Consider the following 25,282-nt stretch of genomic DNA (forward strand, 5'->3'; position numbering starts at 1 on the left):
GTCAGCCGGCCTGCTCGATCAGCGCGTTGGCCTTGGACTGGGCCTCGTCGAGGGCGGCCTGCGCGCTCTTCTTGCCCTGCATGGCCAGCTGGATCTGGGCCGAGATGGCGTTCAACTCGCCCGGTGTGAGGGCGATCTCGTCGGCCGTGGCGGTCTGCCGGTCACTCGCGACGATCTTGCGGGCCTCGGCGAACGGGTCGTTGCCCTCGACCTTCTGGAAGAACGGGTCCTTCAGCGACTCGGTCGTGGAGGGGAAGATCACGACGTTCGGGTCCTTCGCCCACTCCAACTGGTTCTTCGCGTTGGTCAGGAACCGCGCGAAGGCCAGCGCCGTCACCGCGTTCTTGCTGGTGGACGCGACGCCGATGTACTGCGGGGCGCCGACGGTGTGGCCGAGGTCGTCCAGCGGGTAGCGGGCGACGCCCGTCTTCTTGTAGATGGACGGGTTGTTCTGCTGGATGAAGCGCAGGAAGTTGGGGTTCGTCGAGCCGTAGACCAGCTTGCCCTGGCCGTAGACGTTGGACGGGTCCTGGTTGGAGGAGAGGGAGTCCCTCGGCATGGCTCCGGCCTTGTACAGCTTCGTCATGCCCTCGACCCACCGCACGGTCCTCGGGTCGTCGGCGAAGGTGAACTTCCTGCCGTCGTCCGACAGGACCTTGACGCCCATCTGCTGCCAGTCGGCCGGGATGCGCAGAGAGGGGTTGGCGAGGAAGGCGTAGTACTTGCCGCCGGAGGCCTTGGCGATCTTCTCGGCGTCGGCGAACAGACCGAGGATGGACGTCGGAGGTTCGGCCGGGTCCAGGCCCGCCTTCTTCAGCAGGTCGGTGTTGAAGGTCTGCACGATGCCGCCGGAGTACCAGGGCAGCACGCTGTGCACCTTCCTGCCGTCGGCCTCGGCGTAGGTGCTGGACTTCCACATCGCGGCGGTGAACGGCTTGCCGGCGTCCGGTGCCTTCTCGTCGAGGTTGAGGAGGTAGCCGTTCCTGGTCAGCGCGACCGCCGTGTTGACGTTGATGTTCACCACGTCCGGCAGCGTGCAGCCCTGCGCGTCGGCGACCAGGCGCTGGGTGAAGGTGGCGTCGCCCGGGTCGTCGATCCACTTGACCTTCGCGCCCGGGTGCTCCTTCTCGAAGGCCGCGATGACGCCGTTGAAGTAGTCGCCGAAGTCCTTCTTCAGGTTGGTCGTCTGGAAGGTGATGTCACCCTTGACGTCCCCGGAGAGCGCGCCCGACCCGACGTTCGCCTTGTCGACCTTGCAGCCGCCGGCGGTGGCGCCGCTGTCGTCGGAGCCGCCGGAGAGGCCGCAGCCGGTGGCCGCGAGCGCCAGGGCGAGGAAACATGCCAGGGATCCGGGAAGTCTGCTTGCGCGCATGGGTGCCCTCCTGCGGCCGGCCGAGACGGCTGGGATTCGCTGGTTCAAATCACCAACTTGGACTCTGATTGATGAAAAGGTGGACCAGAATTCATTGGAGGTCAATGGGTTGCCGTGTTGCTTTTACGTTCCTCCTGCGGATCAGTGCCGGTGCTCGTGGTCGGCGTGGGACGGATCGCCCGGGTGCTCGTACCCCGGGGCGTACTCCACCCCCGTCCGCGCCCGGTCCAGCCAGTCGAAGAAGGCCCGCCGCCCGGCCGCCCGCCGCAGCTCGCGCACGATGCCCTCGCGGGCCTGCTCGTACGGCAGGACGTCCGCCGCCTCGTGGAAGGGGTCGGCGCCCCGCCTGAGCGCCTCGGGGGTGAGGAAGCGGTCGCGGTTGCGGTCGTAGTAGTCGCGTACGGCCGTCTCCGGGACGTCCTGTTCTGTCTCCAGCTCACTGAGCAGGAGACGGGCGGCGGGGGAGTGGGCCAACGCCGCCGCGATGATGCTGCCGAGGTCGGCGACGTCCGGCTCGGCCACGGTGAGCAGGAGCGACGGGGAGACTTCTGCCGGTGGGTCCAGCCCGCGGTCGGCGCAGGCACGCCGGGCGAGTTCGTCGGTCACCACCACCTGGGTCGCCCAGCGCCGCCGCTGCCGTTCGGCGCGCGCGAGGGCCTCGGGACGGGACTCGCGATCACGGGGCGGCACGGTTTCCAGGAAGGCGTCCACGCGGCCCTTCGGGACCGCTTCACCCTGTACGACAGCGGCGTGTTCCGTCACGGCGTCACCTCCAGCGCGACCGCCTCCGTGTAGGCGACGCAGCCGTGCCGGCCCACCTTCGCCATCAGCCAGTACGAGCCCGGCGGCACCGCCCCGCCGTCCACCTCGATCACGCACTCCAGTTGCTCGCCGCCGGCCACGGTGAAGCCCTGGCAGCCGGGTGTCACGCCCGCCCAGGTTCCCCATGAGGACACGGCCCACAGCGTGCCGCTGATCGGCCCCCGGGTCGTGTTGCGCAGGGTCACCGGGATCCGGGCCTGTTCACCCCGGCGCACGCTGACCCGCGCCACTCCCAACTCGGTCACCAGCGTCGGCCCCGTGTGCCCGGGCGGCACATCCAGCGCCACGACGTCCTCGTACGTCTGCCCGCCGTACGACAGTCGGGCGGCGAGCCAGTGCCGCCCGGGCTCGGCGGCGGCCGGCGCGGACACCGTGACCTCCGCGACCGTGAACCCGCCGGGGCCCAGCGCGTACGGCAGCTCGGCCGGTTCGACGGACCAGCCCGGCGGGACGATCAGGCTCACCGAGCCCGACACCGGCGCGTCGGTCAGTTCCGAGCCGACTCGGACCGTCGCCGTGACCGGGCCGTCGGAGACGGTGAGCGCGGCAGGGGAGACGTACACCGCGACCGGCATGTTGCCGCGCGGGGCGGGGCCGGAGTTGTGGAGCCAGTAGCGGGTGGGGACGGGCTGGGCGGGTTCGTGGGCGGCGATACCGGGGCCGGGTGAGGTCTGCGCGTCGGCGCCGGCGAGGACGGTGGCGACCTCGAACCCGGTCAGGCCGAGCTCCAGGTCTCCCTGGTCACCGGGCGCCAGCGGCTCACTGCGCCGCTCCAGCACATCCGCCCGCGCACCGTCCGTCCACTCCCGCGGCCCGCGCACCCGCGCCCGCACCGGCCGTCCGTTCACCTCATGCATCCGCACGACGACCCCGCGCCCCGGGCCGGCCGCCGCCACGCTCCCCCGGGCGAGCGGCGACCCCGCCGGCTTGAGCGCGTCGAGCAGCACCTCCCCGGCCGGCTCAAGCCCCAACAGCACGGCCCTGCGGGGCAGTACGGCATCCTCGGCGGCCGTCTGCCTGAGCCGTGCCGTCAGCGGATGGTTGAAGGCGTGCCCGGCCTGCGGCAGCCGCAGCTCCCGCCAGTCGCCCGGGCCCGCGACCACGGCGTACTCGAACGTGTGCGACCAGCGCTGGAGCTGGAAGGCGGACCCGTCGGGCGCCGTACGCCGGGGCGGGTCGACCCAGATGCCGGACGGCCAGCCCGTGCAGGAGCGCATCAGGGACATGTAGAGGTCGCCGGAGGACGTCACCACACAGCCCGGCGTGCCCCGGTTCAGGACCGCGAAGCTGCGCCCGTCCCACGCGTCACCCGGCGGCAGGGCCTCTCCGCCGCCCGCCGCCGTGGCGCTCAGGACCGCGTCGTCCAGGTCGGCGATCAGCGCGTCGACGGCCTTGGCGTCGTCCTCGGGCCGGGCGCCCGCCACCACGAGCAGCGGCAGCCGCTCCAGGTCGCGCAGATCGGCGCCGGGCACCCACTCCTCCCGCAGCGAGGCGCGCGGCGCGACCCACACGGCCGCCACGCCCCGCTCGGCGAGCTGCCGCCGCAGCTCCCGCCCGGCCGCCGGGTCCCAGCCGAGGGCCTCGGCGACCACGGAGTTGCGCTCGGGCGCGCCGACCGCGATACGGATGTCGGGCAGGTTGGAGTCGACCTCCAGGTCGCCGTAGCGCGGGCCCCCGGCGATCGTCGAGGTCGCCGTCACGCCCACGCGCACCAGGGCCGCCGCGAGCGCGGTGCCCAGTTCACCGGCGTCGTCCCAGGAGGCGTACACCAACTCGGCGACCCCGATGGACCGTTCGCCGAGGGGCCGTCCGGAGCCGTCGGCCACCGCGACCCGCGCGGTGGACCCCAGCCCGAACCAGGTGTTGGCCGGGTTGTCCAGCGTCCACGGGAACCGCTCGCTGTCCACCTCCACGAACCCGAACCCGCGCCCGATCACCGCGTCGGCCACCTCGTGCACCGGGAGCCCGCCCCGTACGTCGGAGGGCCAGCGGACCCGGATGAGGCGGTCGGCGCCGTCATAGCCGTCGATGGTGGTGGTGACGTCGAGGCGGTCGACGCCCTGCCACAGCGTCAGGCGCTGCGTGTACCGGAAGAGGCCGAGGTCGGCGCGGACGGTGATCCGCGATCCGGCGGGGGAGTGCTCGACATCGATGTCGGCCGTGACGTCCCGGCTGCGGGCGGCCGTGGTGCCGGTCGGGGTGAGGTGCCAGGGGCCCTCGCCGAAGCGCGGATGCCTCGGGTACTCCTCCTGCACGACGAGTTCGTTGCCGATGTCGCCGGGGCGCAGCAGCTCCCGGCCGCCCTCGGAGAGCGATCGCAGACCGCTGACGGTGCCGCCGCGTGCGGGGTCGACCGTCACCTCGTAGAACTCGTTGCGGATGGTGGTGCCCTCGCCGCGCGTCCACTCGGGGACGGACCCCTCGGCGAGCGGGAGGGCCTTCAGCCCCATGCCCGGCACCTCCGGTACGACGACGCGGAGTTCGCCGTCCTCGCGTACGGCGGGCAGGGGCAGCCCGGTGTCGTCCAGCGGGACGAGCCCCGGGTCCTCGACCTTCAGTACGTCCCGCCGCTCCCAGGTCGCCGCGTTGAAGACGACCAAGTCCGGTGTGCCGCCCGGAAGTCGGGCGACCCTGCGGGCCAGGGCGTCGGTCGCGTCGGCGTGCACGGTCTCGGCGAGGTCGTACAGCTCCCGCCAGCCGGTGAGCAGGTCGATGTAGACCTGGTCCGACTCCGAGCCGGTGATGGCGTCGTGGTGGGCGCCGTAGACCAGCTGCCGCCAGGCCTTGTCGAGCGCCGCGTCCGGATAGGGGTGCCCGGTCACCAGCGAGGCGAGCGTCGCCCAGGCCTCGGCGTCGGCGAGCAGGGTCTCGCCGTGGCGCTGGGCCTGCTTGGTGTCGATGTAGGAGACGTCCTTGCCGGTGTAGATCGGGTTCATGTCCCGCGTCTGCGGGGACGCCTTGCGGCCCTGCGACTCCAGCTCCGCGCGTACGGCCGCGAAGAAGTCCCGGGGGATGCCGCTGATGAAGCGCGGCCAGACGTAGCGGGCGTTCCAGTCCCGGTGGATGTCCATCACCCAGCGGCACGGCGGCGCGTAGTCACCGCCGACGGGCAGGAGGACGTTGCGCGTGAGCGCGACCTGCTTCAGCCCCTTGAACAGCTTGAGCGCGGCGGCCTCCGCCGCGGGCAGGGTGGGCGCGTTGTCGATCGCCCAGCCGGCGCCGTAGTGGTTGACCATGTAGGCGGTGAGCAGGCCACGCCCGGACGGGGCGATCCAGCTGAACTCCGCCGGGAACTGCATCCGCTGCGGATCCCGGGGCTCCTCGCCGAAGACGGAGAGGGTCGGTCCCCACTGGTGGAAGGGCCCGCGCGCCCACGAGCTGGAGCTGACCCCGGCGTCCGCCATCAGTCCCGGGAACTGCGGATCGTGCCCGAACGCGTCCAGCTGCCAGGCCGTCTCCGGGGACGCCCCGATGATCCCGCGCTGGAAGCCGTCGCCGTACAGGGCGTTGCGTACGGTCGCCTCGGCTCCGGTGAGGTTGGTGTTCGGCTCGTTGTAGGTGCCGCCCATGATCTCGACGCGGCCCGTGCGGATCAGCTGGCGCAGGAAGGCGCGCTCCTCCGGGAAGGCGTCCCAGTAGGGCTTGAGGTAGTCGACCTCCGCGAGCACGAAGGTGTACGCCGGGTCGCGCCGGGCCAGGTCGCAGTGGGCGCGGACCAGGCTCATGCCGGACTGGCCGCGCGAGTCGAAGGTGCGGGCGGGCAGACCGGTGGTGGCGGGGTCGTCGGCGACGTCCCAGGTCTCGGTGTAGGCGGCCTGGGTGTTCCACCAGACGGGGTCGTAGTGGAAGTGGCTGACCATGAACATGGTCCAGCCGGGTTCGGCGGCGGTGAACTCGCCGGAAAGGCTCGCGACTTCGTCGCCGTCGGCCGCGGTGACCGTCATCGGGCCGCTGTCGCCCGTGACCGGTATCTCGGCGCGGACGGTGCCGTCCGCGCCGACGGTGCGGACCGTCTCCCCGACGCTGCGGACGCCCGGCCCTTCGACGGTGAGGCGGACCGGCCGGCCCGGGATGTGCTCGATCTCGGCCGCCACCACCTGATGCGGTTGCTCGGCGGTGCCGACGAACAGCTCGGTCGACTCGACAGAGGTGACGCGCATGGGGCTCCTACGAGTGCTCGGGGGGAGCCCCATCCTGGCATCGGCGAGATGATTCAAACAACCACCTCTGCATATCTCAGGTGGTTCATCCATACATTCCGGGCCGGGCCCGGCAGGCCCGGCGGTACCTCGATCCGCGGGCCGCGCGGTACCTCGCTCAGCGGGCCCGGCGGCTCTTCACCGCGTGCTGCGGGGTGATGTGGTCGGTCAGGGCGAGCGAGGCGCTGGCGCGCTGGTACGAGAGCTGACCGACACGGACGTAGAGGCAGTCCACGATCATCAGCACGGAGTGCCGGCCGCCGATGCTGCCGGTGCGGAAGCTGGTCTCCGAGGTGGACGAGATGAGCCGGATGTCGGCGGCCCTGGCCAGCGGTGAGCGCGGGTCGGTGGTGATGGCGACGGTGGTGGCGCCCCGTTCCCTGGCCATCTCGAACGGCTCCAGGGTCTCGCGGGTGGCCCCGGAGTGGGAGATGCCGATGGCCACGTCGGCCGGGGTGAGCAGGGCCGCGGAGGTGGCCGCCCCGTGCACCTCGGTCCAGCCGCGGACCTGGCAGCCGATGCGGAACAGCCGCGTCTCCGTCTCCTGGGCCACCGCGCCGCTGCCGCCGACGCCGTACACGTCGATGCGCCGGGCCTTGGCCAGGGCCTGGGCCGCGCGCTCCAGTGCGTCGAGGTCGATGCGGTCGATGGTCTGCTGGATCGCGCGCAGATCCGCGCTGCCGACGACCTGGACGACCCGTTCCAGGCTGTCGTCGGGCGAGATGTCGGGGCCGATCTCGGCCGAGCCCCAGTCGGATGCCTCGCCCCGGCCGCGCTCCTGGGCCAGCTCGATCAGCAGATGCTGATAGGAGTCGAGTCCGATGGCGCGGCAGAAGCGGGTCACCGTCGCCTGGGAGGTGCCGGTGCGGCGGCCCAGCTCGGCGGCCGAGCAGTGGGTGACGGCGGCCGGATCCTCCAGGATCAGCTCGCCGACCTTGCGCAGTGAACCGGCCAGCCGGGGCAGTTCGGTGCGGATCAGTGTGGTGACGTCCGTCGGGGGCATGGGGAGAAGGTACCAGCCACCGTTTGGCTCACAGATTGAATACCAGGACCGAAGCCGCGGCTCATTGCCCATGCCATCCGGTCTGTGATTTATTGATTCATCGATGATGGAGCATGAGGTGGTTCAATCCACCAGTGGGGAGTGACGTGTGTCCGACGACTCCGTGAGCGCCCGGCGCTTCGCACGCGAGAGCATGGCCGTCCTCGACCGCCTGGCCGATCTGGCCCGCGACGACGTGGCGCGCGCCGCCGAGCTGATCGCCGACTGCGTACGCGCGGACGGGGTGATCCAGGCCTTCGGCACCGGCCACTCCCAGGCCATCGTCCTCGAACTCGCCGGGCGTGCCGGGGGCTTGGTGCCGACGAACCGGCTGAGCATCGCCGACCTCGTGCTGTACGGCGGCGAGTCACCGAGCGTCCTCGACGACCCGCTCCTGGAACGCCGGGCCGGGGTCGCCGCCCGGATCTACGACCTCGCCGCCCCGCGCCCCCAGGACCTCTTCGTCGTGATCTCCAACTCCGGCGTCAACAACGTCATCGTGGAAATGGCCCTGCGGGCCAAGGAGCACGGCCACCGCGTCCTCGCCGTCACCTCCCTCACCCACACCCGGGCCGTCCCCGCCGGCCACCCGAGCGGCAGGAAGCTCGCCGACCTCGCCGACGTCGTCCTGGACAACGCCGCCCCACGCGGTGACGCGCTGCTGGAGCTCCCGGGCGGCGGCGCGGTGTGCGCCCTGTCCACGCTGACCGGCGTGATGCTGGTGCAGATGGCCGTGGCCGAGGCGTCCTCCCTGCTCCTCGCCGCCGGGGAGCGCCCGCCGGTGTACGTCTCGGCCAATGTGCCGGGCGGCTTCGAGGGCAACCTGGCGCTGGAGAAGCGGTACGCCGGACGGATCCGGCGCACCGCGAGCTGATCACTCCACGGGCACGGGCGTCAGCGCGACGGCCAGTGGATAGGCGCCGGTCGGCAGCGGTGGCCGAACGGTGCCCGTCGCCGTGTCCACCGGCACGAGGGTGTTCCCGTCGGCCGTGGTGACGTACGCCGTCCTGCCGTTCCAGTCCAGCGCCACGTCGAAGGCGGACCTGCCGACCGTGATCTTCGCGCCCGGGGCGCCGGTCACCGTGTCGACGGGCGTGACGTAGTCCCCGGTGCTGGGGCTGACCCACAGGGTCCGCCCGTCCGGGGACAGGCCGAGCCCGTAGGCCTGGCCGGTGACCAGGAGCGTCGGCTCGGTCTCGTTCGTCGCCGTGTCGATCGGAGTCACCGTCGAACCGCCCGAGTTGGACACGTACACCGTCTTCCCGTCGGGCGCGGCGACGACGTTGAAGGGGCGAGGGCCGACGGGAACGGCCTTGCCGGCGCTCCCGGTCGTCAGGTCGACGGGGCTGACCGTGTTGTCGTGGATGTTGGCCACGTACAGGGTCCGGCCGTCGGGTGTGACCGCCATGTTCTCCGGTCCGGCGCCGACCGGGACGGGTGCGCCCGGCGTCAGCGTGCCGGTGTCGATCGGCTGCACTGTGCCGTCCGTGTAGTTGGCGACCCACAGCGTACGGCCGTCCGGGGTGAGCGCGAGCCCGGCGGGGACCTTGCCCACGGGGACCGCGGCGGTGACGGTGCCCTTCGCCACGTCGATCACGCTGACCGTGTTCGAGCCCTGGTTGGCGGCGTACGCCGTCCGGCCGTCCGCGCCGACCACGACCTCGCCGGGGTTGTCGCCGACCGCGATCTTCTTGCTCGTACCGCTGGTGAGATCGAGGGAAGTCACCGACGCGCCGCTGAAGTTCGCGGTCAGCGCGCGGGGCGTGCCGGCGCCGTCGGTGACCTGGACGGGGAGCGCCCGGTCGAGGATCCCCTCGCCCGACACGACGACGGAGTGGACGCCTTCGGTGGCGGCGGTGAGGGTGACGGTGACCGAGGCCGGGGTGGTCACCGTGCCCTCGGCGGGCGTGGCGGTGACGCCGTCGGGCACCTTGAGCTTCCAGGTGACGGTCCTGGCCCGCGCGTCGGACAGGTCGAGGGTGACCGTGCCGGAGGCGCCGGGCCGCAGCGACAGCGAGGCGGGGGAGAAGGCGGCGTCGACGCCCGGGTCGGGGGCGTTCTCCAGCATCGTCGTGTAGAGGAACTGGTCCATCACACCCGGGGAGACCTGCTGGGGGATGGTGTCCAACTCCTTGCGCTGTGCCCGCAGGCGTGCCCAGTAGGCCGAGACCGCGTCCGTGTCACCGCGCTTGTTGGCCAGCAGCAGCCGTACGGCCGTCTCGCCCGCGGTGCCATAGCGGCCGAGCTTGTCGAGCCAGGCGGAGGTCTCGTCGAGGAACCCGGGGTTGTCGAGAAGGGCGCGCAACCGCTCCGGTGTGGCGGCCATGTCGGCGAAGTAGGAGGTGAGCCTGGCCGCCGCCCGGTCGAGTCCGCTGTCCTCCTCGTACGCCTTGCGGAAGGCCGAGATCAGCCCGGTGAGGGCCGGGGACTCCGTCGGGTCCAGCTGGGAGGAGTAGTTGTTCTCGGCGAAGATCCGCAGCCACTTGGCGGCGCCGGGACCCGCGAGATCGCGTACGGAGGCAAGGAAGGCGGCCCGTGGGTCGTAGGCGTCCGGGTTCCACAGGTACGCGGCCGAGGTGAACAGGGCGATCCGGCTCGCCTCGGCCTGCACCATCGGGTTGGCGGTCACACCCGCCGCGGCGCTCGCCACACCCGGTGCGCGGCCCGTGTAGGGGCCCAGCAGGAGGCGGCTGGTGACGTAGTCGTTGACCGGATAGTTGTCCCAGATCAGGATCGGGTGGCCGTACACCTCGCGGGCCTGTTTCACCTGCTCCGCGGTGATGGTGGGGGCGATCACGCCGACGCCGGTCCACTCGACGACCACGGACGGGTCGAGCTTCTCCCGCAGCGCCTTCTTGTACGGGGAGTCGGCGAGGTCGGAGTACTCGGTGGGCACCATCTCCAGGGGCTGGAGGCCGGCGTGCTCGGCGGTGAGGTGCTCCCGGACGGTGTTGAGCAGATGGGCCTGCGCGGCGCCCGCCGCACCCCCGCCCGTACCGAACTTCTCCTCGTCGGCGGCGCAGTTCCACTTGGTGTAGCTGATGTCGTCGAGCGGGATCGCGAAGGAGCGCACCCCTATGTCGTACAGGGAGTCGAACTTGGCGGTGAGCGCCTTGACGTCGGCGTCGGAGGAGTAGCAGACGGAGAGCCCGGGGGAGAGGGCGTAGGTGAAGCGGACGTGGTTGGCGGTGGCCCGGCCGATCAGTTCCCGCAGCTTGGCCAGCTCGGCGGGCGGGTACTTCTCGCGCCAGCGGGCGCGGAGGTAGTCGTCGTCCTTGGGGGAGTAGCCGTAGACGTTCTGTTTCGTACGGCCGTAGAAGTCGAGCTGGGCGAGGCGTTCGGCATGCGACCAGGGGGTCCCGTAGAAGCCCTCGATGACACCGCGCAGGGCGGTCGTGGGCCAGTCGCGGACGGTCGCCGTGGGCACGTGGTCCTGGCCGACGAGTTGGCGCAGGGTCTGGGCCGCGTAGAAGGTGCCGGCGGTGTCGACGCCGGAGAGGGCGACGAGGGCGCGGCCGTCGCGGCGTCCGGCGGCGAGCGCGTAGCCGCCGGCGGGCAGGCCGGACGGGGACTTGGCGCGCAGTTCCTTCAGGGCCGCCGCGGTGGCGGGGTTCTCGCCGGGGCCGCCGACGTACACCGTGAGGCCGGAGGCGGGTGGCTTCTCGTCCGCGTCCACCGTGACGATGCGTTCGGCGCCGGCCGCGCGCAGCACGGACCCGACGAGGCGCCGGGCGGAGGGGTCGGTGCCCGGTCCGACGACCTCGACGACCCGGTCCGGGACGGTGAGCCGGCCCGAGCCCACGTGCATGCTCTTCGGCGCCGGCCACACCTGCGGAGCCTCCTGGGTGCGGGGCTCGGGTGCGGCGGACGCGGCCGGTGCGGTGAGACCGAGGGTGAGCAACAGGGCGGCGGTGGCCGAGACGACCGGGCGCCGCGGACGTCCGAGTGGACGTCTGACACGAAGGGGTGGAAGCACGGGTCCTCCCAGGGTGAATGGATCCACCGAGAGATGCTAGGGATGCTGAATGCATCATTCAATGGCGCCTCGGGCCCGGCCGGCCTCGGGTGGGAGCACACTGGATATGTGCTGTCGGTGCTCAAGGGGGTGTCGGCATGGCTGCGTCAGGGTGCACGAGGGTGCGGCTGTGGCGGTGGCGGCGCAGTCCGCTGAGGCGGCGCAGTGACGTCATCGAGGCTTGGATCGTGCTCTGCGGATGGGTGTTCGCACTGGTCGGCGCCCTGTTCGCGGGCCGGGTGGCAGCGGACGCGGTCGTGCGCTCCGCGGAGGAGCAGCGGGCCGAGAGCCGCAGGGTGACGGCCGTCCTGGTGAAGGACGCGGAGGACCCGGGGCCCTCGCGGGTGACCACCGACCATCTGGTGTGGGCCGCGGTGCGCTGGACCGACCCGGACGGCGTGACCCGCACGGACGATGCCCGGGTGCCCCCCAGGACGCAGGCGGGCAGCAAGGTCGAGGTGTGGACGGACCGCACCGGGGCCATCGTCAACGAGCCCCTCTCCGAGGGCGAGGTCAGGCTGCACTCGGTCGCCGGGGGTGTCCTGGCCGCGGCGGGCACCGGCGGCTCGGTGCTGGGCACGGCCTGGGTGCTACGGCTGGGACTGGAGCGGCGGCGGCTGGAGCAGTGGGCCGCCGAGTGGGAGCGGATGGACACGCCGTGGGGGTGGAAGACGGGCTGATGCGGCGCCTCCCACCCCGGCACGGCGAGCACCCCGGTCAGCGGCGGCCCCCCGCCGGCGTCATTTGACGTCCGCGCTCGGCAGCGCCGTCGGGGACGCGGTGTTCAGGTCCTCCAGACCCTTGGGAATGGCGAGGGTGAGTACGGGCGCGCCCGGCTGGGGCGCGGGTGGCGTGAGCTGGTCCTTGGGGAGCTTCGGGGGCGTGGTCTGCTGGAAGTTGTTCTGGTCGAAGTTGACCAGGCCCGTCTTCTCCAGGACCGTGATGTGGTCCAGCACGGTGTCGTTCGCCAGGTCGGCCAGCTGGCGGACCATGGTGTTCTGCGTGTTGGCCCGGACCTTCGCGATGACCGGGAAGATCTGCCCGTGCGTCACCCGCATGATGGCGACACCGGTGGCGTCGAACTCCTTGCCCGTCTTGGAGTCCACGGTCGCCACGAACTGCTGCTGCTGCGGGCTGGCCTGGTTGGGCAGCGTGATGTTCAGCTCGGCCGCGATCTTGCGGCAGGCGAGGTCGAGCCGGGCGTGTCCGACGACCAGATGCTGCCCGGCCTCCTTCATCTCCGGGGTGGTGCCCCGCTCCATCGCCATCATGCCCAGCGGGTGCTCCCACAGCCCCGCCGCGCGGACCTTGACCACGAAGTCCCGGTCGGCCTCGGTCAGCGGGCCGTACTGGGTGTTGGCGATGACGCGGTCCTGGTTGGCAGTGGTGGTCTCCACGCCCAGCATTGCGGGGTAGGCGAGGGCGGAGAGGGTGAGGACGAGGGCGCCTCCCACGAAGACGGTGCCTACCATGCGGCGCGAGATCGGCATCGTGCCTCCTGAAGTGAACGGCTGGGTACTCCAGGAGGTACGGACGGGACGCGCGAAACAATCACCCCCGCGGGAAAAACTTTCGGCCCGCTGTGCGTCGTCCCTCACATTCCCCCGCGAACGGCGCGTCCGGCACCTGCCGTTCGGCTGCCGCGGTCAGCGGAGGTGGCGTTCGAAGAAGGCCAGGGTGGCGTCCATGGCGTTCGGCCACCGCGGTCCGAAGGTGTGCCCCTCGCCCGCGTACGTCCGCAGTTCCACGTCCTTGCCCGCCGCCTCGAACGCGGCGGCCGTCCGCCTCGACCAGGCAAGGGGGCAGGTGTCGTCGGCGGTGCCGTGATGGATCAGCAGGGGCTCGGTGACCCGGTCGACATAGGTGACCGGCGAGACCTGCCGCCAGAACTCCGGGTTCTCCTCGGGCGTGCCGTGCGCGGCCTCGATCTCCTCGACAACCGGGTCGCCCTCGGGCCGCTGGAAGCGGTCGATGTTCTCCTCCGGGCGGGAGCTGACCGGCGCGAAGACGACGGCGGCGGCCACCAGCCCGGGCGCCACGACCAGCGTGTTGTACACGACACCGCCGCCCATCGACCGGCCCAGCAGACCGATCCGGTCGTCGTCGATGTCCGGCCGGGCGGCCGAGCGCAGGGCCAGGACGGCGGCGATGACGTCCTCGGTGTAGCCGAGCCGCAGGTTGACGTCGTTGTCGGGGTCGTCGTCGGAGCCGGCGTGGTTGCGGTAGTCGGTGTGCAGGACGACGTAGCCGGCCCGGGCGAGGCGGTCCTGCTCCCGGGCGAGGCCCCGGCCGGTGGTGTAGACGTCCGGGTCGATGTACCCGTGCGCCAGGACCAGGGCTGGGAACGGGCCCTCGCCCCGTGGGACGTTCATGATCCCGGAGATCGTCAGCCCGTCGGACCGGTAGGTGACGGCGTACTGCGTGTAGGCGTCGGTACGGAGGCGTACGGCACCGAGGCGGAGACCGGAGCCGCGGTGCTCGCGCTGCATCAGGGCCGGGAGGGAGACCGGGTCGGCGGGTGTGGGGGAGGGGGCCGCGCTGGGGGTGCGGCTCTCCGGTCGGGTTGCCGTCGGTGGGCCGTCGGTGCGGCCTTCCGGCCGGGTCGCCGTCGGCGGGCCCTCGGTGCGGGCCGCGTCCTCGCCGTCGCCTCCGGTGCAGCCGACGGCGGCCACCAGCACCAGCACCAGCCCGGCGGCGAGTCGGGGCGCGCCCCGCAGTGACCGCATGCGGTCAAGTATCCCGCCGTCCGGAGCGGCCGGCCCGGCGCGCCCGCGCGGCAGCGTCCGGGTCCGCGCGGGGGCCGGGAGGAGGCCGTTGTGATGCAGGTCACAAAAGGGCTAGGGTGAAGAACGCCTGAAGAAGCCTGCCGGGACGCGGGCCGAGCGGCGGTGCGCGCGACCGGCCGGCTTCAGGTGAGGGAAGTGATCCCGTTGTCCGTCGCCTGGGACGACATCGGCGGGCTCGTCGATGCCCACGAACGTTTCCTCGCCGGCTCACTGGTCGAGTCGGACGTCCGGGACTCGGTGCTCGACTCCTGGAAGCGATGCCGCTCCGCCGGGATCGAACCCCACCGGCTGCTGGTCCGCTACACCGCGGATCTCGCACTGGACGACCGGTTCCTGCACGCCGCCGACCCGGTCCTGAAGGACCTCAGCGCGTCGCTCACCGGCGTGGGGATGACGATCGCGCTCTGCGACGGCCAGGGCCGCATGGTCCAGCGGCTCGGTGGCGGCCGGCAGCTGTGCGAGCGTCTCGACGAGGTGCAGTTCGCCCCCGGCTTCGACGCCTCGGAAGCGGTCGTGGGCACCAACGGCGTCGGCACCGCGCTCGCCGAGCGCGGCCCCGTCTACGTCGCCGGCCGTGAGCACTTCGCCGACTGCCTGCAGCCCTTCGCCTGCGCGGGCGCGCCCGTCCGCGACCCGCTCAGCGGGCGCATCGAAGCCGTCCTCGATCTCACCTGCCTGCGCGACCAGGGCGACCCGGCCATGGTGCGGATGGTCCGCGAAGCCGCCCGCAACATCGAGGCGCGGCTGCTGGAGCAGGCCACCCAGCGCGAGCGCGCGCTCCTCGCCGCGTACCGGCGGGCCGACGGCCATGCGCGGGACTGGCCGAAGCAGCCCGAGCAGCTGCCGTACGGCCGTGCCGACGGCGCGCTCGGCCGGATCGACCTGGCCGTGCTGCGGGAGAAGGCCGAAGAGCTCATCGCCTCACCCCAGGGCGCCTTCGACGAGGTCACGCTGCCCAGCGGCCGGACCGCCACCTTGTTGCGCCGTCAGGTCAGGGGAGCGGAGGGGGAGCTCGGCGTCGCCGTCGAGGCGCGGGTGCTCGGCGGCCCCCGCCTCCGTCATGTCGGCCCAGTCACGCCGGCCGCACAGGGCCTGGTCGCACCGGCCGCACAGGGCTTGGCCGCACCGGTTGCACAACCCGTACGGGTCCCGCCGCCCGCGGTCGGCGTGCCCTCCACGCCCTCCGCACCCGCCACGCCCTCCGCGCTGGTCACACGGTCCGCGCAGCCCGCGCCCGCACCGCCCACGGCCCTGCGCCCCCCGCTCCGGACCGCGCCGGAACCACCCACCGAAGCACCGCCCGCACCGGAATCCGCCCAAGCACCGCCCGCCCCCACGCGCACCGTCGTGACCCCGGCCCATCCGCCTACCCCGCCCACCCCGGACGGCGACGGGGCCGGCGCCGAAGGGTGGCTGCTCCTCGTCGGTGAGCCCGGCGTCGGACGGCTGGCCGTCCTGGCGCGGCGGCGGCTGGAACTGCTGCACGACGCGAGCGTCCGGATCGGCACCACCCTCGATGTCACCCGCACCGCGGAGGAACTCGCCGAGGTGACCGTCCCCCGGTTCGCCGACTTCGTCGCCGTCGACCTGCCCGACTCGGTGCTGCGCGGCGAGGAACCGGAGGCCCTCGGCGGGCAGACCGCGCTGCGCCGCGTCGCCATCCGCGCCGTACGCAAGCAGCCGCACAATCTGTACGGCGTCGGCGACCTGGTGGAGTACGTGCCGTCCACGCCGCAGGCCCGCTGCCTGGAGACCAGGCAGTCCGTCCTGGAGCCCGTCCTGGCCGAGGCGGGCGGCTGGATCGCGCAGGACCCGGAGCGGCTGTCGCGGGTGCTCGCGGCGGGCATCCACTCCCTGATCACCGTGCCGCTGCGGGCCCGCGGCACGACTCTCGGCGTGGTCAGCTTCTACCGCTCCGTGCAGCCCGCCTCCTTCGAGGACGACGACCTGTCCCTCGCGCAGGAGCTGGTCGGCCGGGCGGCGATCTGCATCGACAACGCCCGCCGCTACACCCGCGAACACAACACCGCGCTCACCCTGCAGCGCAGCCTGCTGCCCCGGGGCCGCCCCGAGCAGAGCGCCGTCGAGGTCGCCTACCGGTATCTGCCCGCGCAGGCCGGGGTCGGCGGCGACTGGTTCGACGTCATCCCGCTGTCCGGCGCCCGCGTGGCCCTGGTGGTCGGCGACGTCGTCGGCCACGGACTGCACGCCGCCGCCACGATGGGCCGGCTGCGCACCGCCGTCCACAACTTCTGCTCCCTGGACCTGCCGCCCGACGACCTGCTCACCCACCTGGACGACCTGGTGGGCCGGCTCGACCGCGGCGAGGGCTGGGCGGCGGAGAACACCCCCGACTCCGGCATCGTCGGCGCCACCTGCCTGTACGCCGTCTACGATCCGGTGTCCCAGCGCTGCACCCTCACCCGCGCCGGGCACCCCCTGCCCGCGGTCGTCGCCCCCGACGGCACGGTCGAGTTCGTCGACCTGCCCTCCGGCCCTCCCCTGGGCCTCGGCGGCATGCCCTTCGAGACGGTCGAGCTGGAGCTGGCCGAGGGCAGCCAGCTCGTGCTCTACACCGACGGGTTGGTCGAGGACCGGCACCGGGACATCGAAGCCGGCATGGACAAGCTGCGCACCGTCCTGAGCCGTGCCGACCGCCCGCCCGAGGAGACCTGCGAGGCCATCCTCGACGCCCTGCTCCCGGCCCGCCCCGGCGACGACGTCGCGCTGCTCGTCGCCCGCACCCACACCCTGGGCGCCGACCGGGTGGCCCAGTGGGAGCTGCCCAGCGATCCGGCGGTCGTCTCGCGGGCGCGGGTGGCGGTCACCGACCAGCTGACCGCCTGGGACCTGGACGACCTGGCCTTCACCACCGAACTCGTCGCCAGCGAACTGGTCACCAACGCCATCCGGCACGCCACCGGCCCCGTCCAGCTGCGGCTGCTCCGCGACCGCGCCCTGATCTGCGAGGTCTCCGACGGCAGCAGCACCTCGCCGCGCCTGCGCCGGGCCCGGAGCACGGACGAGGGCGGCCGCGGTCTGTTCCTCGTCGCGCAGCTCACCGAGCGGTGGGGGACGCGGTACACGCCCAACGGCAAGGTCATCTGGACGGAGCAGCTGCTGCCGTGACCGGCAGTCCCGGACCGGAGCAGCGCACGTCGGCCGCGGGCACCGTGCCGTCGACGAGATAGGCGGCCACCGCCCCGTCCACGCACGCGTTGCCACGGCTGGCGAACACGCCGTGGGAGTAGTCGTCGTCCAGGGTCACCAGACGGGAGCCGGGCAGTACCTGACGGAGCCGGCGGGCGCCCTCGATCGGGGTCACCGGGTCGTGGGCGGACGCGACCAGCAGGACGGGCGGGGCGTCCGGGCTGCCCAGCGGGGTACGGCGGACCGGCCGATGATGCCAGTACGCGCAGGCCGACGCCTCCAGGCCGGTCAGGACCGGCTGCGGATCGAGACGCCGTATGCGCCGGATGTCCGCCACGATCTGGCGCGGCGTCGGCCCAGGACCGTCCGCGCACTTCACGATCCGGTTCGCCGCCTCGTAGTTGCGGGACTCCGGGCTGTCGAAGGCGGACGCGGGGCGCAGTGCGTCGGGACTGCCGCCGGCCAGGTAGGCGCCCAGCCCGTCGGCCAGGCCCGCCCAGCGCTCGGTGCGGCCCAGGGCCCGGTAGACGGCGCGGTCGAACTCCGCCGGGCCGAAGCCGTGCACCGGGCGGGCGGCGAGTCCTTGCCGTACGCGCAGATACGACCGCCGTACGGCAGCCGCGTCCCCGCCCAGCCCGAAGCGCTCGGCGTGTGCGCCGGCCCAGGCGAAGAAGGTGTCGCGGGCGCGCAGCATCGCCCGGCTCTGGAGTACGTCGAAGTGGTACCAGTCCCAGGGCCCGACCACGCTGTCCAGCACCATGCGGCCGACCCGGTGCGGAAACCGCGCCGCGTAGGCCGCGCCCAGGTAACTCCCGTACGACACACCGAGGAAGCTCGTGCGCGGCTCGCCCAGCGCGGCACGGATCGCGTCCATGTCGTACGCCGTCTGCTCGGTGGACAGGTACGGCAGCACCCGCGTACCCGCGCCCGCCGCGCAGTCGTCGGCCAGGTGACGCAGTGACCCGAGGTACGACCGCTCGGCCCGCGGGCCCACCGGCACCGGGTCGGTTCCCGGGCTGTCGAACAGGCCGCCCATCGCGCCGCAGTCGACCGGCGCGCTGCGGCCGACACCGCGCGGGTCGAAGCCGATGACGTCGTACGAACGCCGCACGCTCGCGGGGAGTTTGGCGCGCTTGGTCACCGCGTAGGGGAGCCCGGAGCCGCCCGGGCCGCCCGGGTTCACCAGCAGGACACCGCGCCGCTCGGCAGGGGAGCCGGAGGCGGGGACGCGGGAGACGGCGATCTCCAGGCGCGGACCGGAGGGGTGCTTCCAGTCGAGCGGGACGGTCAGGCGCCCGCATTCCACGCGGTCCGGTGCGGGCGGCCTCGGCACGGAGTCGGGACAGGCGCCGAAGGCGAGGGAGGGCGCCGCGGCCTGCGCCGAGCCGCCTGTGGGCAGCAGGGCGGCCACGGCCGTCAGGGCGCACAGCAGGGCGGCGGGGCGGGACAGTGCGGACGCGGGGCGAGGCCGGGCGGACAGGGGGCGGGGCAGGACGGACAAGGTCTCTCCGGAAGCGAGGTGAGAAAGAGGTAGCAAATGAAAATGATTATCGATAACGTGTGCGCGTCAAGTCCGGAACCCCTCCGCCGAGGGGCGGTCCGGGCTGCCCTGACGTCTGAACCAGAGGCATGAAAAGGGGAGTTGTGGCTCATCTGCTGGTGGTAGAGAGCTGGGTCGGGTCGATGAGCAGGCTGCTGCCACGCGCGATCCGGGAGGGCGGACACGAGTTCACGTTCCTCACCCGGGACCTGCATCACTACCTGCGCTCGGCGCCCGAGGGGGCGGCACACCCGCTGCTCGGCTTCCGCAACGCGATCACCGCCGACACCAATGACATCGACGCCCTGCTGCCCGAGGTGGAGCGGCTGCACTCCGTCCTGGGCTTCGACGGAGTGCTCACCTCCTGCGACTACTACCTGCCGACGGTGGCCCGGATCGCCGGGCACCTCGGTCTGCCCGGCCCGGGCCCCGAGGCGGTGGAGAACGCCTGCCGCAAGGACGCCACCCGCCGCGTCCTCGCCGACGCCGGTCTGCCCGGACCGCGCTTCGCCGTGCACGAGGAGTGGGCCGACCTCGCGCGGGCCGCGCAGGAGATCGGCTACCCGCTGGTCGTCAAGCCCGTCGACCTGTGCGCGGGCATGTACGTGCGGCGCGTCGACGACGAGTCCCAACTCGCCGACGCCTTCCGGGCCCTGGCCGACTTCCCGGTCAACGCCCGGGGACAGCGGCGCACCTCCGCCGTACTCCTCGAAGAGCTCCTCGACGGACCCGAGGTCAGCGTCGAGACCGTGTCGCACGGGGGCGCGGTGCACATGGTCGGCGTCACCGACAAGAGCATCGGCGGAGCGCCCGCCTTCATCGAGACCGGCCACATGTTCCCCGCCGCCCTGCCGCTCGCCGACATCGACGCCGCCGAGCAGACCGCGCTCGGCGCGCTCAAGGCACTCGGGCTGACGGACGGCGTCGTGGCGCACACCGAGATCAAGCTGACCTCCGCCGGGCCGCGCGTCGTCGAGGTCAACCCAAGGCCCGCCGGCAACCGCATCACCGAGCTCGTCCGCCATGTCACCGGCATCGACCTCGCCGCCGTCTTCGTGGACGTCGCCCTCGGCCGCGAACCCGACCTGAGGCGCACGGACACCGGCCTGCGCAGCGCCGCCATCGGCTTCCTCGTCCCGGACCGCGCGGGCACGCTCGAAGCCCTCGACGGCCGCCGTCTGGCCGACCGGCCCGATGTGCTGGAGGTCCAGCTCGCCGAGCCCGGCAAGGCCGTGAAGGCGGCGGGCAGCAACAACGAGTACCTGGGCCACGTCATGGCCGGCGACCCCGACGGGCCGGGCGCCCGCGACCGCGTGGAGGGCCTGCTGGCCGGGCTGCGCGCGGGGACGGTGATCCGATGACCGCCGTCAGCGCCTCGCCGGCGGCGCCCTGCCGGACGTACGACGACCTGGTCGCCCGCGTCCTCGCGGGCGCCCTCGGCCCCGACCCCCGCACCCAGCGGATCGCCGTCGCCTTCACCACCCGGCAGGCCGTGCGGCACGCCGGACGCGGCACCGGCTACCGCAACGAGGTGCTGAGCCTGCGCCTCGCCGAGGCCGTCGGCTCCTGCGCGGTCGAACCCGGGGAACTGCCCGACAGCGCGCTCGACGACTGCGTCGGCGCCGACGTGGCCGGGCTGCTGGACCATCCGCTGCCGGCGGTGCGGGTGGCCGCCCTCGACGCCTATCTGATGCACGTCACCCCGCACACCCCGGACCACGGGGCGTTGCCCGTCACGCTGCCCGCCGGGTCGTCACTGGAGAAGTCCAAGGCCAGGGCGAGGGCCGTCGTCGAGCTGCTGGACCTGCCCGCCGGGAGCACGGTGCTGGTGGTCGGAGTCGTCAACTCCCTGCTGGAGGCGCTGCGTTCACGCGGGCTCGGCTATGTACCGTGCGATCTCAAGGGCGGTGAGACGGAGTGGGGCGAGCCGGTCGTCGCCGATGCGCTCGGCGCGGCCGACGGCTGTGACGCGCTGCTGGTGTCCGGGATGACCCTGGGCAACGGCACCTTCGAACCGCTGCGCGAGCACGCGCTGCGGCACGGCAAGCAGCTGGTGATGTTCGCCCAGACGGGAAGCGCCGTGCTGCCCCGGTTCCTCGGGCACGGCGTGAGCGCGGTGTGCGCGGAGCCGTACCCCTTCTTCTGGCTCGACGGCGGGCCCGGCGTCGTCCACCGGTACCGCTGTCCCGGGGGTGCGCGATGACCGCCACCGCCGTACTCCCCGCCGCGCGCCCGGAGTTGCTCGCCCTGCTCGGCCGTACCCCCGTCGTGCGCGTCACCACCGACCTGCCCCACGCCCACCCCGGTTTCTGGGCCAAGCTCGAAGGGCTCGCGGCGGGCGGCATGAAGGCACGGGCCGCCGTGTCGATGCTGCTCGGCGCCCGGGAGCGCGGCGAACTGCGGCCCGGCGCCCCGGTGGTGGAGTCCACCTCCGGCACGCTCGGCATCGGGCTCGCCTTCGCCGGACAGGCCCTCGGTCACCCGATCGTGCTCGTCGGCGACAGCGAACTGGAGCCGTCCATGCGGCAGTTGCTGCGCGCCCACGGCGTCCGGCTGGAACTCGTCGACCGCCCGGCACCCCAGGGCGGCTGGCAGGCCGCACGCCTCGCCCGGCTGCGCCAACTGCTCGCCGAACTCCCCGGCGCCTACTGGCCCGACCAGTACAACAACCCCGACAACACGGCCGGTTACGCCTCCCTCGCCGCCGAGCTCGGCGCCCAGCTGGACCACCTGGACGTCCTGGTGTGCAGCGTCGGCACCGGCGGCCACAGCGCCGGCGTCATCGGCCCGCTGCGCCGGCACTGGCCCGCGCTCCGGCTCATCGGCGTCGACGCCACCGGCTCCACGATCTTCGGCCAGCCCGCCCGGCCCCGTCTGATGCGCGGCCTCGGCAGCAGCATCCACCCGCGCAACGTCGCCTACGACGCCTTCGACGAGGTCCACTGGATCGGCCCCGCCGAGGCCGTGGACAGCTGTCGGCGGCTCGCCCGGGGCTCCTTCGTCAGCGGCGGCTGGAGCACCGGTGCCGTCGCGCGGGTCGCCGCCTGGGCGGCCTGCGTGCACCCGGGCGCGGTCGTCGCCACCGTGTTCCCGGACGGTCCGCACCGCTACCTCGGCACCGTCTACGACGACGACTTCCTCGCCGCCCACGGCCTCGACCCCGCCGCCGCCGCAACCCGGCCCGTGGAGATACCGCACCCGTACGCCGCCGAGGCGAGCGGGTGGGCGCGGTGCGCGCGGGTCGCCGATCCGCTCTCTCCCGGAAGGACACAGTGAAGGCCCACCTGCGCACCGTACGTCTCGAACTCGCCGAGCCGTTGCGCATCTCCCGCTCCACCATGACCGCCCGCGACGCCGTGTGGCTGGGCGTCGAGCACGACGGAGCGACCGGATACGGCGAGGCCGTCAGCAGCGTGTACTACGGGCTGGACGCCGACACGCTCGTACGGCTGATCCCGGCGGTCGGTCTGGAACGGTTCGCCGATCCCGAGAGCGCCCTGGAGGCCCTGCCCTCGGCCGCCGTACCGCCCGCCGTCATCGCCGCCGTCGAGTCGGCGCTGCTGGACCTCGTCGGCAAGCGGGACGGTGTGCCCGTCCACCGCCTGCTGGGGACCGAGACGTCGTCCGGCGTCGCCACCGCACGCACCATCGGCATCACCTCGCTCGCCCACGCGGCCGCCGAGGCGCGCCGCCTGGCCGCGAACGGCTTCCAGGTCATCAAGGTGAAGGCGGGCACCCCCGACCCCGAGGACGACGTGGAGCGCGTACGGGTCATCCGTGACGCGGCCCCTCAGGTGCGGCTGCTGCTGGACCCGAACGGGGCCTGGAGCGTGGCGGAAGCCGAGCGGTTGCTGCCCCGGTTCGCCGCGCTCGGCGTCGAGGCCGTCGAACAGCCTCTGCCTCCCGGTGACCCGGACGCGCTCGGCGCCCTCGCGGAGAGGTCACCGCTGCCTGTCATCGCCGACGAGGACGCGGTGAGCGTGGACGACGTACGGCGGCTGGCCGGGCGCGTCCAGGGCGTCAACGTCAAGCTCGCCAAGTGCGGGGGAGTCCGGGCGGCCCTGCGGATCGCGGAGCTGATCGAGGGCAGCGGCACCGAGCTGATGCTCGGCTGCCTCACCGCCAGCACTCTCGGTCTCGCGCCCGCCGTCCACCTCGCCGACCGGGCCCGCTGGGCCGACCTCGACGGGCATCTGCTGCTCGCCCGCGACCCGTGGACCGGCATCGGCGGCGCCGACGGCGTCGTACGCCCAAGTGACCGTCCCGGACTGGGCGTCGAGGAGGTGACGGCGTATGAAGACGTGGCGTGAGATGCGGGGCTTCCCGCTCGCCGTCCAGCTCCTCCTCGTCAACCAGCTCGGCGTCAACACCGGCTTCTACCTCCTCATCCCGTATCTCGCCACCCACCTCGGCGAGAACCTCGGCATGTCGGCGGCGGTCGTCGGGATCGTCCTCGGCGTGCGCAACCTCAGCCAGCAGGGCCTGTTCATCATCGGCGGCTCGGCCTCGGACCGGCTCGGGGCGCGGGGCGTGATCATCGCCGGGTGCGGGCTGCGGACCGTCGGGTTCGCGCTGTTCGCGCTCGGCGACGGGCTGGCGGTGCTGCTGGCGGCGTCCGTGCTCAGCGGGCTCGCGGGGGCGCTGTTCAATCCGGCCGTACGGGCGTATCTCGCGCAGGAGGCGGGGGAGCGCAAGGCGGAGGCGTTCGCGCTGTTCAACGTGTTCGCCACGACCGGCGCGCTCATCGGGCCGCTGCTGGGCAGCGCCCTGCTCCTCGTCGACTTCCGTACGTCCGCCCTGACCGCCGCCGGTATCTTCGCCCTGCTCACCGTGGCCCAGGCACTGGTCCTGCCCGCGCGGAAGGTCCAGCCGAGCGGCAACAACGGGGTCCTCGGAGACTGGCGGGAGGTGCTCGGCAACCGGGCCTTCCTGGCCTTCGCGCTCGCCATGGTCGGCATGTTCACCCTGGAGAACCAGCTGTACCTGCTGCTGCCCGACGGGGCCCGCGAGGCCACCGGCTGGGACGGGGCGGCGGGCATCGTCTTCCTCGTCGGCACGGTCGCCAACCTGGCACTCCAGCTGAGAATCACCACGGGCCTCAAGTCCCGTGGCGACAGGTCGCGTTGGATCGCCGTCGGGCTCGCGGTGATGGGGCTGGCCTTCCTGCCGCCGGCCTTGAGCGCGGGTGTGGTGCCCGTTCTGGCGGGCACGCTGCTGCTCTACCTCGGCATCATGATCGCCTCGCCGTTCGTGATGGAGCTGATCCCGCGGTTCGGGCGGGCCGAGCTGACCGGCACGTACTTCGGGATCTTCTACGTCGTCTCGGGTGTCGCCGCCGCCCTCGGCAACACGGCGGTCGGCTGGGCCATGGACGCCGGGGAGCGCGGCGGGCACGCATGGCTGCCGTGGGTGTGCTGTGCGCTGTTCGGGCTCACGTCGGCGGGCGGGGTCGCGTGGCTGCATCGCCGCGGGGCGCTGCCGACGCAAGCGGAGCCGGTGCGCGCGAGGAGCAACGCATGACGCCCACCCGGACCCGGACCGAGGAGAGCGCCAACCTCCTCACCGACAACCCCGCCCTGTACGAGGCCCGCTTCCCCGACCCCGACCGGCTCGCCGGACGCTGGGCCGAGGACTGCCTGCGCCGCCACGGTGCCGGGCCGCGCGTGCTGGACATGGGCTGCGGCACCGGCCGCGACGCCGCCCACCTGCACTCCGCCGGCCGTACGGTGACCGGCGCCGACCTCTCCGAGGCGATGCTGGCCCACGCCCGCGCCCACCACCCCGGGCCGGTGTACGTCCGGGCCGACCTGCACGGCTTCGACCTGCGGGACCCGGGCGGGGCCGCCTTCGACGCCGTCGTCTGCCTGGACAGCTCCCTGCTGTACTGCCACACCAACGACCAGCTCGACGGTTTCCTCGCCTCCTGCCGCCACGCCCTCGCGCCGGGCGGGCTGCTGGTCGCGGAGATGCGCAACGGGGCGTACTTCCTGGGCCGTACGGACCTCCTGGACGCCCCGACGGTCAACGCCTTCACCTGGCAGGGCACCGCCTACCGGTCGACCACCACCCTGGCCGTCGACCGCACCGCCCAACTCCTGCGCCGTACCCGCGTCTGGACCTCCGACGACGGCTCGCCGCCCGTCGAACAGCGCTCCGCCTGGCGGCTGTTGTTCCCGCAGGAGCTGCGGCACCTCCTCGCCACCCACGGCTTCGAGGTCCTCGAACTCCACGACGGCCCCGGACCGCGCACCGAACCCCTCTGGCGCGAGGGCGACCTTCCCGGCCACACGACCGACGCGGACCGGCTGCACGTCGTCGCGCGCCGCACCTCTTCCCACTGACACACCGAGATCTCA

17 protein-coding genes are annotated in these 25,282 nt (G+C 73.0%); 9 read left to right on the forward strand and 8 right to left on the reverse strand.

Annotated features, from left to right (window positions below; translation table 11 throughout):
- Window position 1 precedes the first annotated feature (1 nt).
- The 4 genes from AQI70_RS15125 to AQI70_RS15140 form a co-directional block, all read right to left on the reverse strand.
- Entirely contained in the window at window positions 2-1,372 is a 1,371-nt protein-coding gene (locus AQI70_RS15125) for an extracellular solute-binding protein (protein WP_062149159.1), read from the reverse strand.
- Window positions 1,373-1,513: 141 nt separating this feature from the next.
- Window positions 1,514-2,134, reverse strand: a complete 621-nt coding sequence (locus AQI70_RS15130) for a hypothetical protein (RefSeq protein ID WP_062149162.1) — start codon at window positions 2,132-2,134, stop codon at window positions 1,514-1,516.
- Window positions 2,131-6,354, reverse strand: a complete 4,224-nt coding sequence (locus AQI70_RS15135; protein WP_062149165.1) for a glycoside hydrolase family 38 N-terminal domain-containing protein — start codon at window positions 6,352-6,354, stop codon at window positions 2,131-2,133. Before AQI70_RS15135 ends, AQI70_RS15130 begins: the two co-directional genes overlap by 4 nt.
- A gap of 157 nt (window positions 6,355-6,511) precedes the next feature.
- Window positions 6,512-7,396, reverse strand: coding sequence for a MurR/RpiR family transcriptional regulator (locus AQI70_RS15140; protein WP_003996998.1), 885 nt, complete (start codon window positions 7,394-7,396; stop codon window positions 6,512-6,514).
- 148 nt (window positions 7,397-7,544) lie between these two features.
- Between AQI70_RS15140 and AQI70_RS15145 the strand changes: the two genes are divergently transcribed.
- A complete protein-coding gene (locus tag AQI70_RS15145) occupies window positions 7,545-8,309 on the forward strand; it encodes a sugar isomerase domain-containing protein (protein ID WP_062149168.1) in 765 nt (254 codons plus the stop codon).
- On the opposite strand, the gene AQI70_RS15150 is transcribed toward AQI70_RS15145, so the two are convergent.
- Window positions 8,310-11,336 (reverse strand): beta-N-acetylglucosaminidase domain-containing protein, encoded by a 3,027-nt coding sequence (locus AQI70_RS15150; RefSeq protein WP_062149171.1) that lies wholly within the window; start codon window positions 11,334-11,336, stop codon window positions 8,310-8,312.
- A gap of 212 nt (window positions 11,337-11,548) precedes the next feature.
- Between AQI70_RS15150 and AQI70_RS15155 the strand changes: the two genes are divergently transcribed.
- Entirely contained in the window at window positions 11,549-12,130 is a 582-nt protein-coding gene (locus AQI70_RS15155; protein WP_062149174.1) for an Rv1733c family protein, read from the forward strand.
- A gap of 60 nt (window positions 12,131-12,190) precedes the next feature.
- Here the strand turns inward: AQI70_RS15155 and AQI70_RS15160 are convergent, their stop codons facing one another.
- Together AQI70_RS15160 and AQI70_RS15165 are read right to left on the reverse strand one after the other, a co-directional pair.
- Entirely contained in the window at window positions 12,191-12,940 is a 750-nt protein-coding gene (locus AQI70_RS15160) for a DUF4142 domain-containing protein (RefSeq protein ID WP_062149177.1), read from the reverse strand.
- A 156-nt stretch (window positions 12,941-13,096) separates the two neighbouring features.
- The gene (locus AQI70_RS15165; protein WP_244181636.1) at window positions 13,097-14,176 is read right to left on the reverse strand and encodes an alpha/beta hydrolase family protein; all 1,080 of its coding nucleotides are present in this window, start codon (window positions 14,174-14,176) and stop codon (window positions 13,097-13,099) included.
- A 195-nt stretch (window positions 14,177-14,371) separates the two neighbouring features.
- On the opposite strand from AQI70_RS15165, the gene AQI70_RS15170 reads away from it, so the two are divergent.
- A complete protein-coding gene (locus AQI70_RS15170; protein WP_079051311.1) occupies window positions 14,372-17,365 on the forward strand; it encodes a SpoIIE family protein phosphatase in 2,994 nt (997 codons plus the stop codon).
- Here AQI70_RS15170 and AQI70_RS15175 read toward each other — a convergent pair.
- Entirely contained in the window at window positions 17,337-18,887 is a 1,551-nt protein-coding gene (locus AQI70_RS15175) for an alpha/beta hydrolase (RefSeq protein WP_244181638.1), read from the reverse strand. The two genes, AQI70_RS15170 and AQI70_RS15175, sit on opposite strands and share 29 nt — an antisense overlap.
- 143 nt (window positions 18,888-19,030) lie before the next feature.
- Here AQI70_RS15175 and AQI70_RS15180 point away from each other — a divergent pair, with 143 nt between their 5' ends.
- From AQI70_RS15180 to AQI70_RS15205, 6 genes are read left to right on the forward strand one after another with little or no spacing between them, the layout of a single operon-like run.
- Window positions 19,031-20,287, forward strand: a complete 1,257-nt coding sequence (locus AQI70_RS15180) for an ATP-grasp domain-containing protein (RefSeq protein ID WP_208607367.1) — start codon at window positions 19,031-19,033, stop codon at window positions 20,285-20,287.
- Window positions 20,284-21,129 (forward strand): Rossmann-like domain-containing protein, encoded by an 846-nt coding sequence (locus AQI70_RS15185; RefSeq protein ID WP_062149183.1) that lies wholly within the window; start codon window positions 20,284-20,286, stop codon window positions 21,127-21,129. The genes AQI70_RS15180 and AQI70_RS15185 overlap by 4 nt, the downstream gene beginning before the upstream one ends.
- On the forward strand, window positions 21,126-22,202 hold the full coding sequence (locus tag AQI70_RS15190; RefSeq protein WP_062149186.1) for a PLP-dependent cysteine synthase family protein: 1,077 nt from the start codon (window positions 21,126-21,128) through the stop codon (window positions 22,200-22,202). Before AQI70_RS15185 ends, AQI70_RS15190 begins: the two co-directional genes overlap by 4 nt.
- Complete coding sequence (locus AQI70_RS15195; RefSeq protein ID WP_062149189.1) at window positions 22,199-23,236, forward strand: dipeptide epimerase; 1,038 nt, start codon at window positions 22,199-22,201, stop codon at window positions 23,234-23,236. The genes AQI70_RS15190 and AQI70_RS15195 overlap by 4 nt, the downstream gene beginning before the upstream one ends.
- Window positions 23,220-24,446, forward strand: coding sequence for an MFS transporter (locus AQI70_RS15200; protein ID WP_062149192.1), 1,227 nt, complete (start codon window positions 23,220-23,222; stop codon window positions 24,444-24,446). The genes AQI70_RS15195 and AQI70_RS15200 overlap by 17 nt, the downstream gene beginning before the upstream one ends.
- Window positions 24,443-25,267 carry a class I SAM-dependent DNA methyltransferase gene (locus AQI70_RS15205; RefSeq protein WP_062149195.1) on the forward strand — a complete coding sequence of 275 codons (825 nt, stop codon included), beginning with the start codon at window positions 24,443-24,445 and terminating at the stop codon, window positions 25,265-25,267. Before AQI70_RS15200 ends, AQI70_RS15205 begins: the two co-directional genes overlap by 4 nt.
- Window positions 25,268-25,282: the final 15 nt, after the last annotated feature.

The organism is Streptomyces curacoi (assembly GCF_001513975.1).
Taxonomy (GTDB): Bacteria; Actinomycetota; Actinomycetes; order Streptomycetales; family Streptomycetaceae; genus Streptomyces; species Streptomyces curacoi.

Excerpts from the sequence above, each read along its gene's own strand:
- AQI70_RS15125 (WP_062149159.1), bottom strand. The coding sequence starts at position 1,372 with ATGCGCGCAAGCAGACTTCCCGGATCCCTGGCATGTTTCCTCGCCCTG.
- AQI70_RS15200 (WP_062149192.1), top strand. The coding sequence starts at position 23,220 with ATGAAGACGTGGCGTGAGATGCGGGGCTTCCCGCTCGCCGTCCAGCTC.
- AQI70_RS15205 (WP_062149195.1), top strand. The coding sequence starts at position 24,443 with ATGACGCCCACCCGGACCCGGACCGAGGAGAGCGCCAACCTCCTCACC.
- AQI70_RS15135 (WP_062149165.1), bottom strand. The coding sequence starts at position 6,354 with ATGCGCGTCACCTCTGTCGAGTCGACCGAGCTGTTCGTCGGCACCGCC.
- AQI70_RS15160 (WP_062149177.1), bottom strand. The coding sequence starts at position 12,940 with ATGCCGATCTCGCGCCGCATGGTAGGCACCGTCTTCGTGGGAGGCGCC.
- AQI70_RS15140 (WP_003996998.1), bottom strand. The coding sequence starts at position 7,396 with ATGCCCCCGACGGACGTCACCACACTGATCCGCACCGAACTGCCCCGG.
- AQI70_RS15155 (WP_062149174.1), top strand. The coding sequence starts at position 11,549 with ATGGCTGCGTCAGGGTGCACGAGGGTGCGGCTGTGGCGGTGGCGGCGC.
- AQI70_RS15165 (WP_244181636.1), bottom strand. The coding sequence starts at position 14,176 with ATGCGGTCACTGCGGGGCGCGCCCCGACTCGCCGCCGGGCTGGTGCTG.
- AQI70_RS15190 (WP_062149186.1), top strand. The coding sequence starts at position 21,126 with ATGACCGCCACCGCCGTACTCCCCGCCGCGCGCCCGGAGTTGCTCGCC.
- AQI70_RS15185 (WP_062149183.1), top strand. The coding sequence starts at position 20,284 with ATGACCGCCGTCAGCGCCTCGCCGGCGGCGCCCTGCCGGACGTACGAC.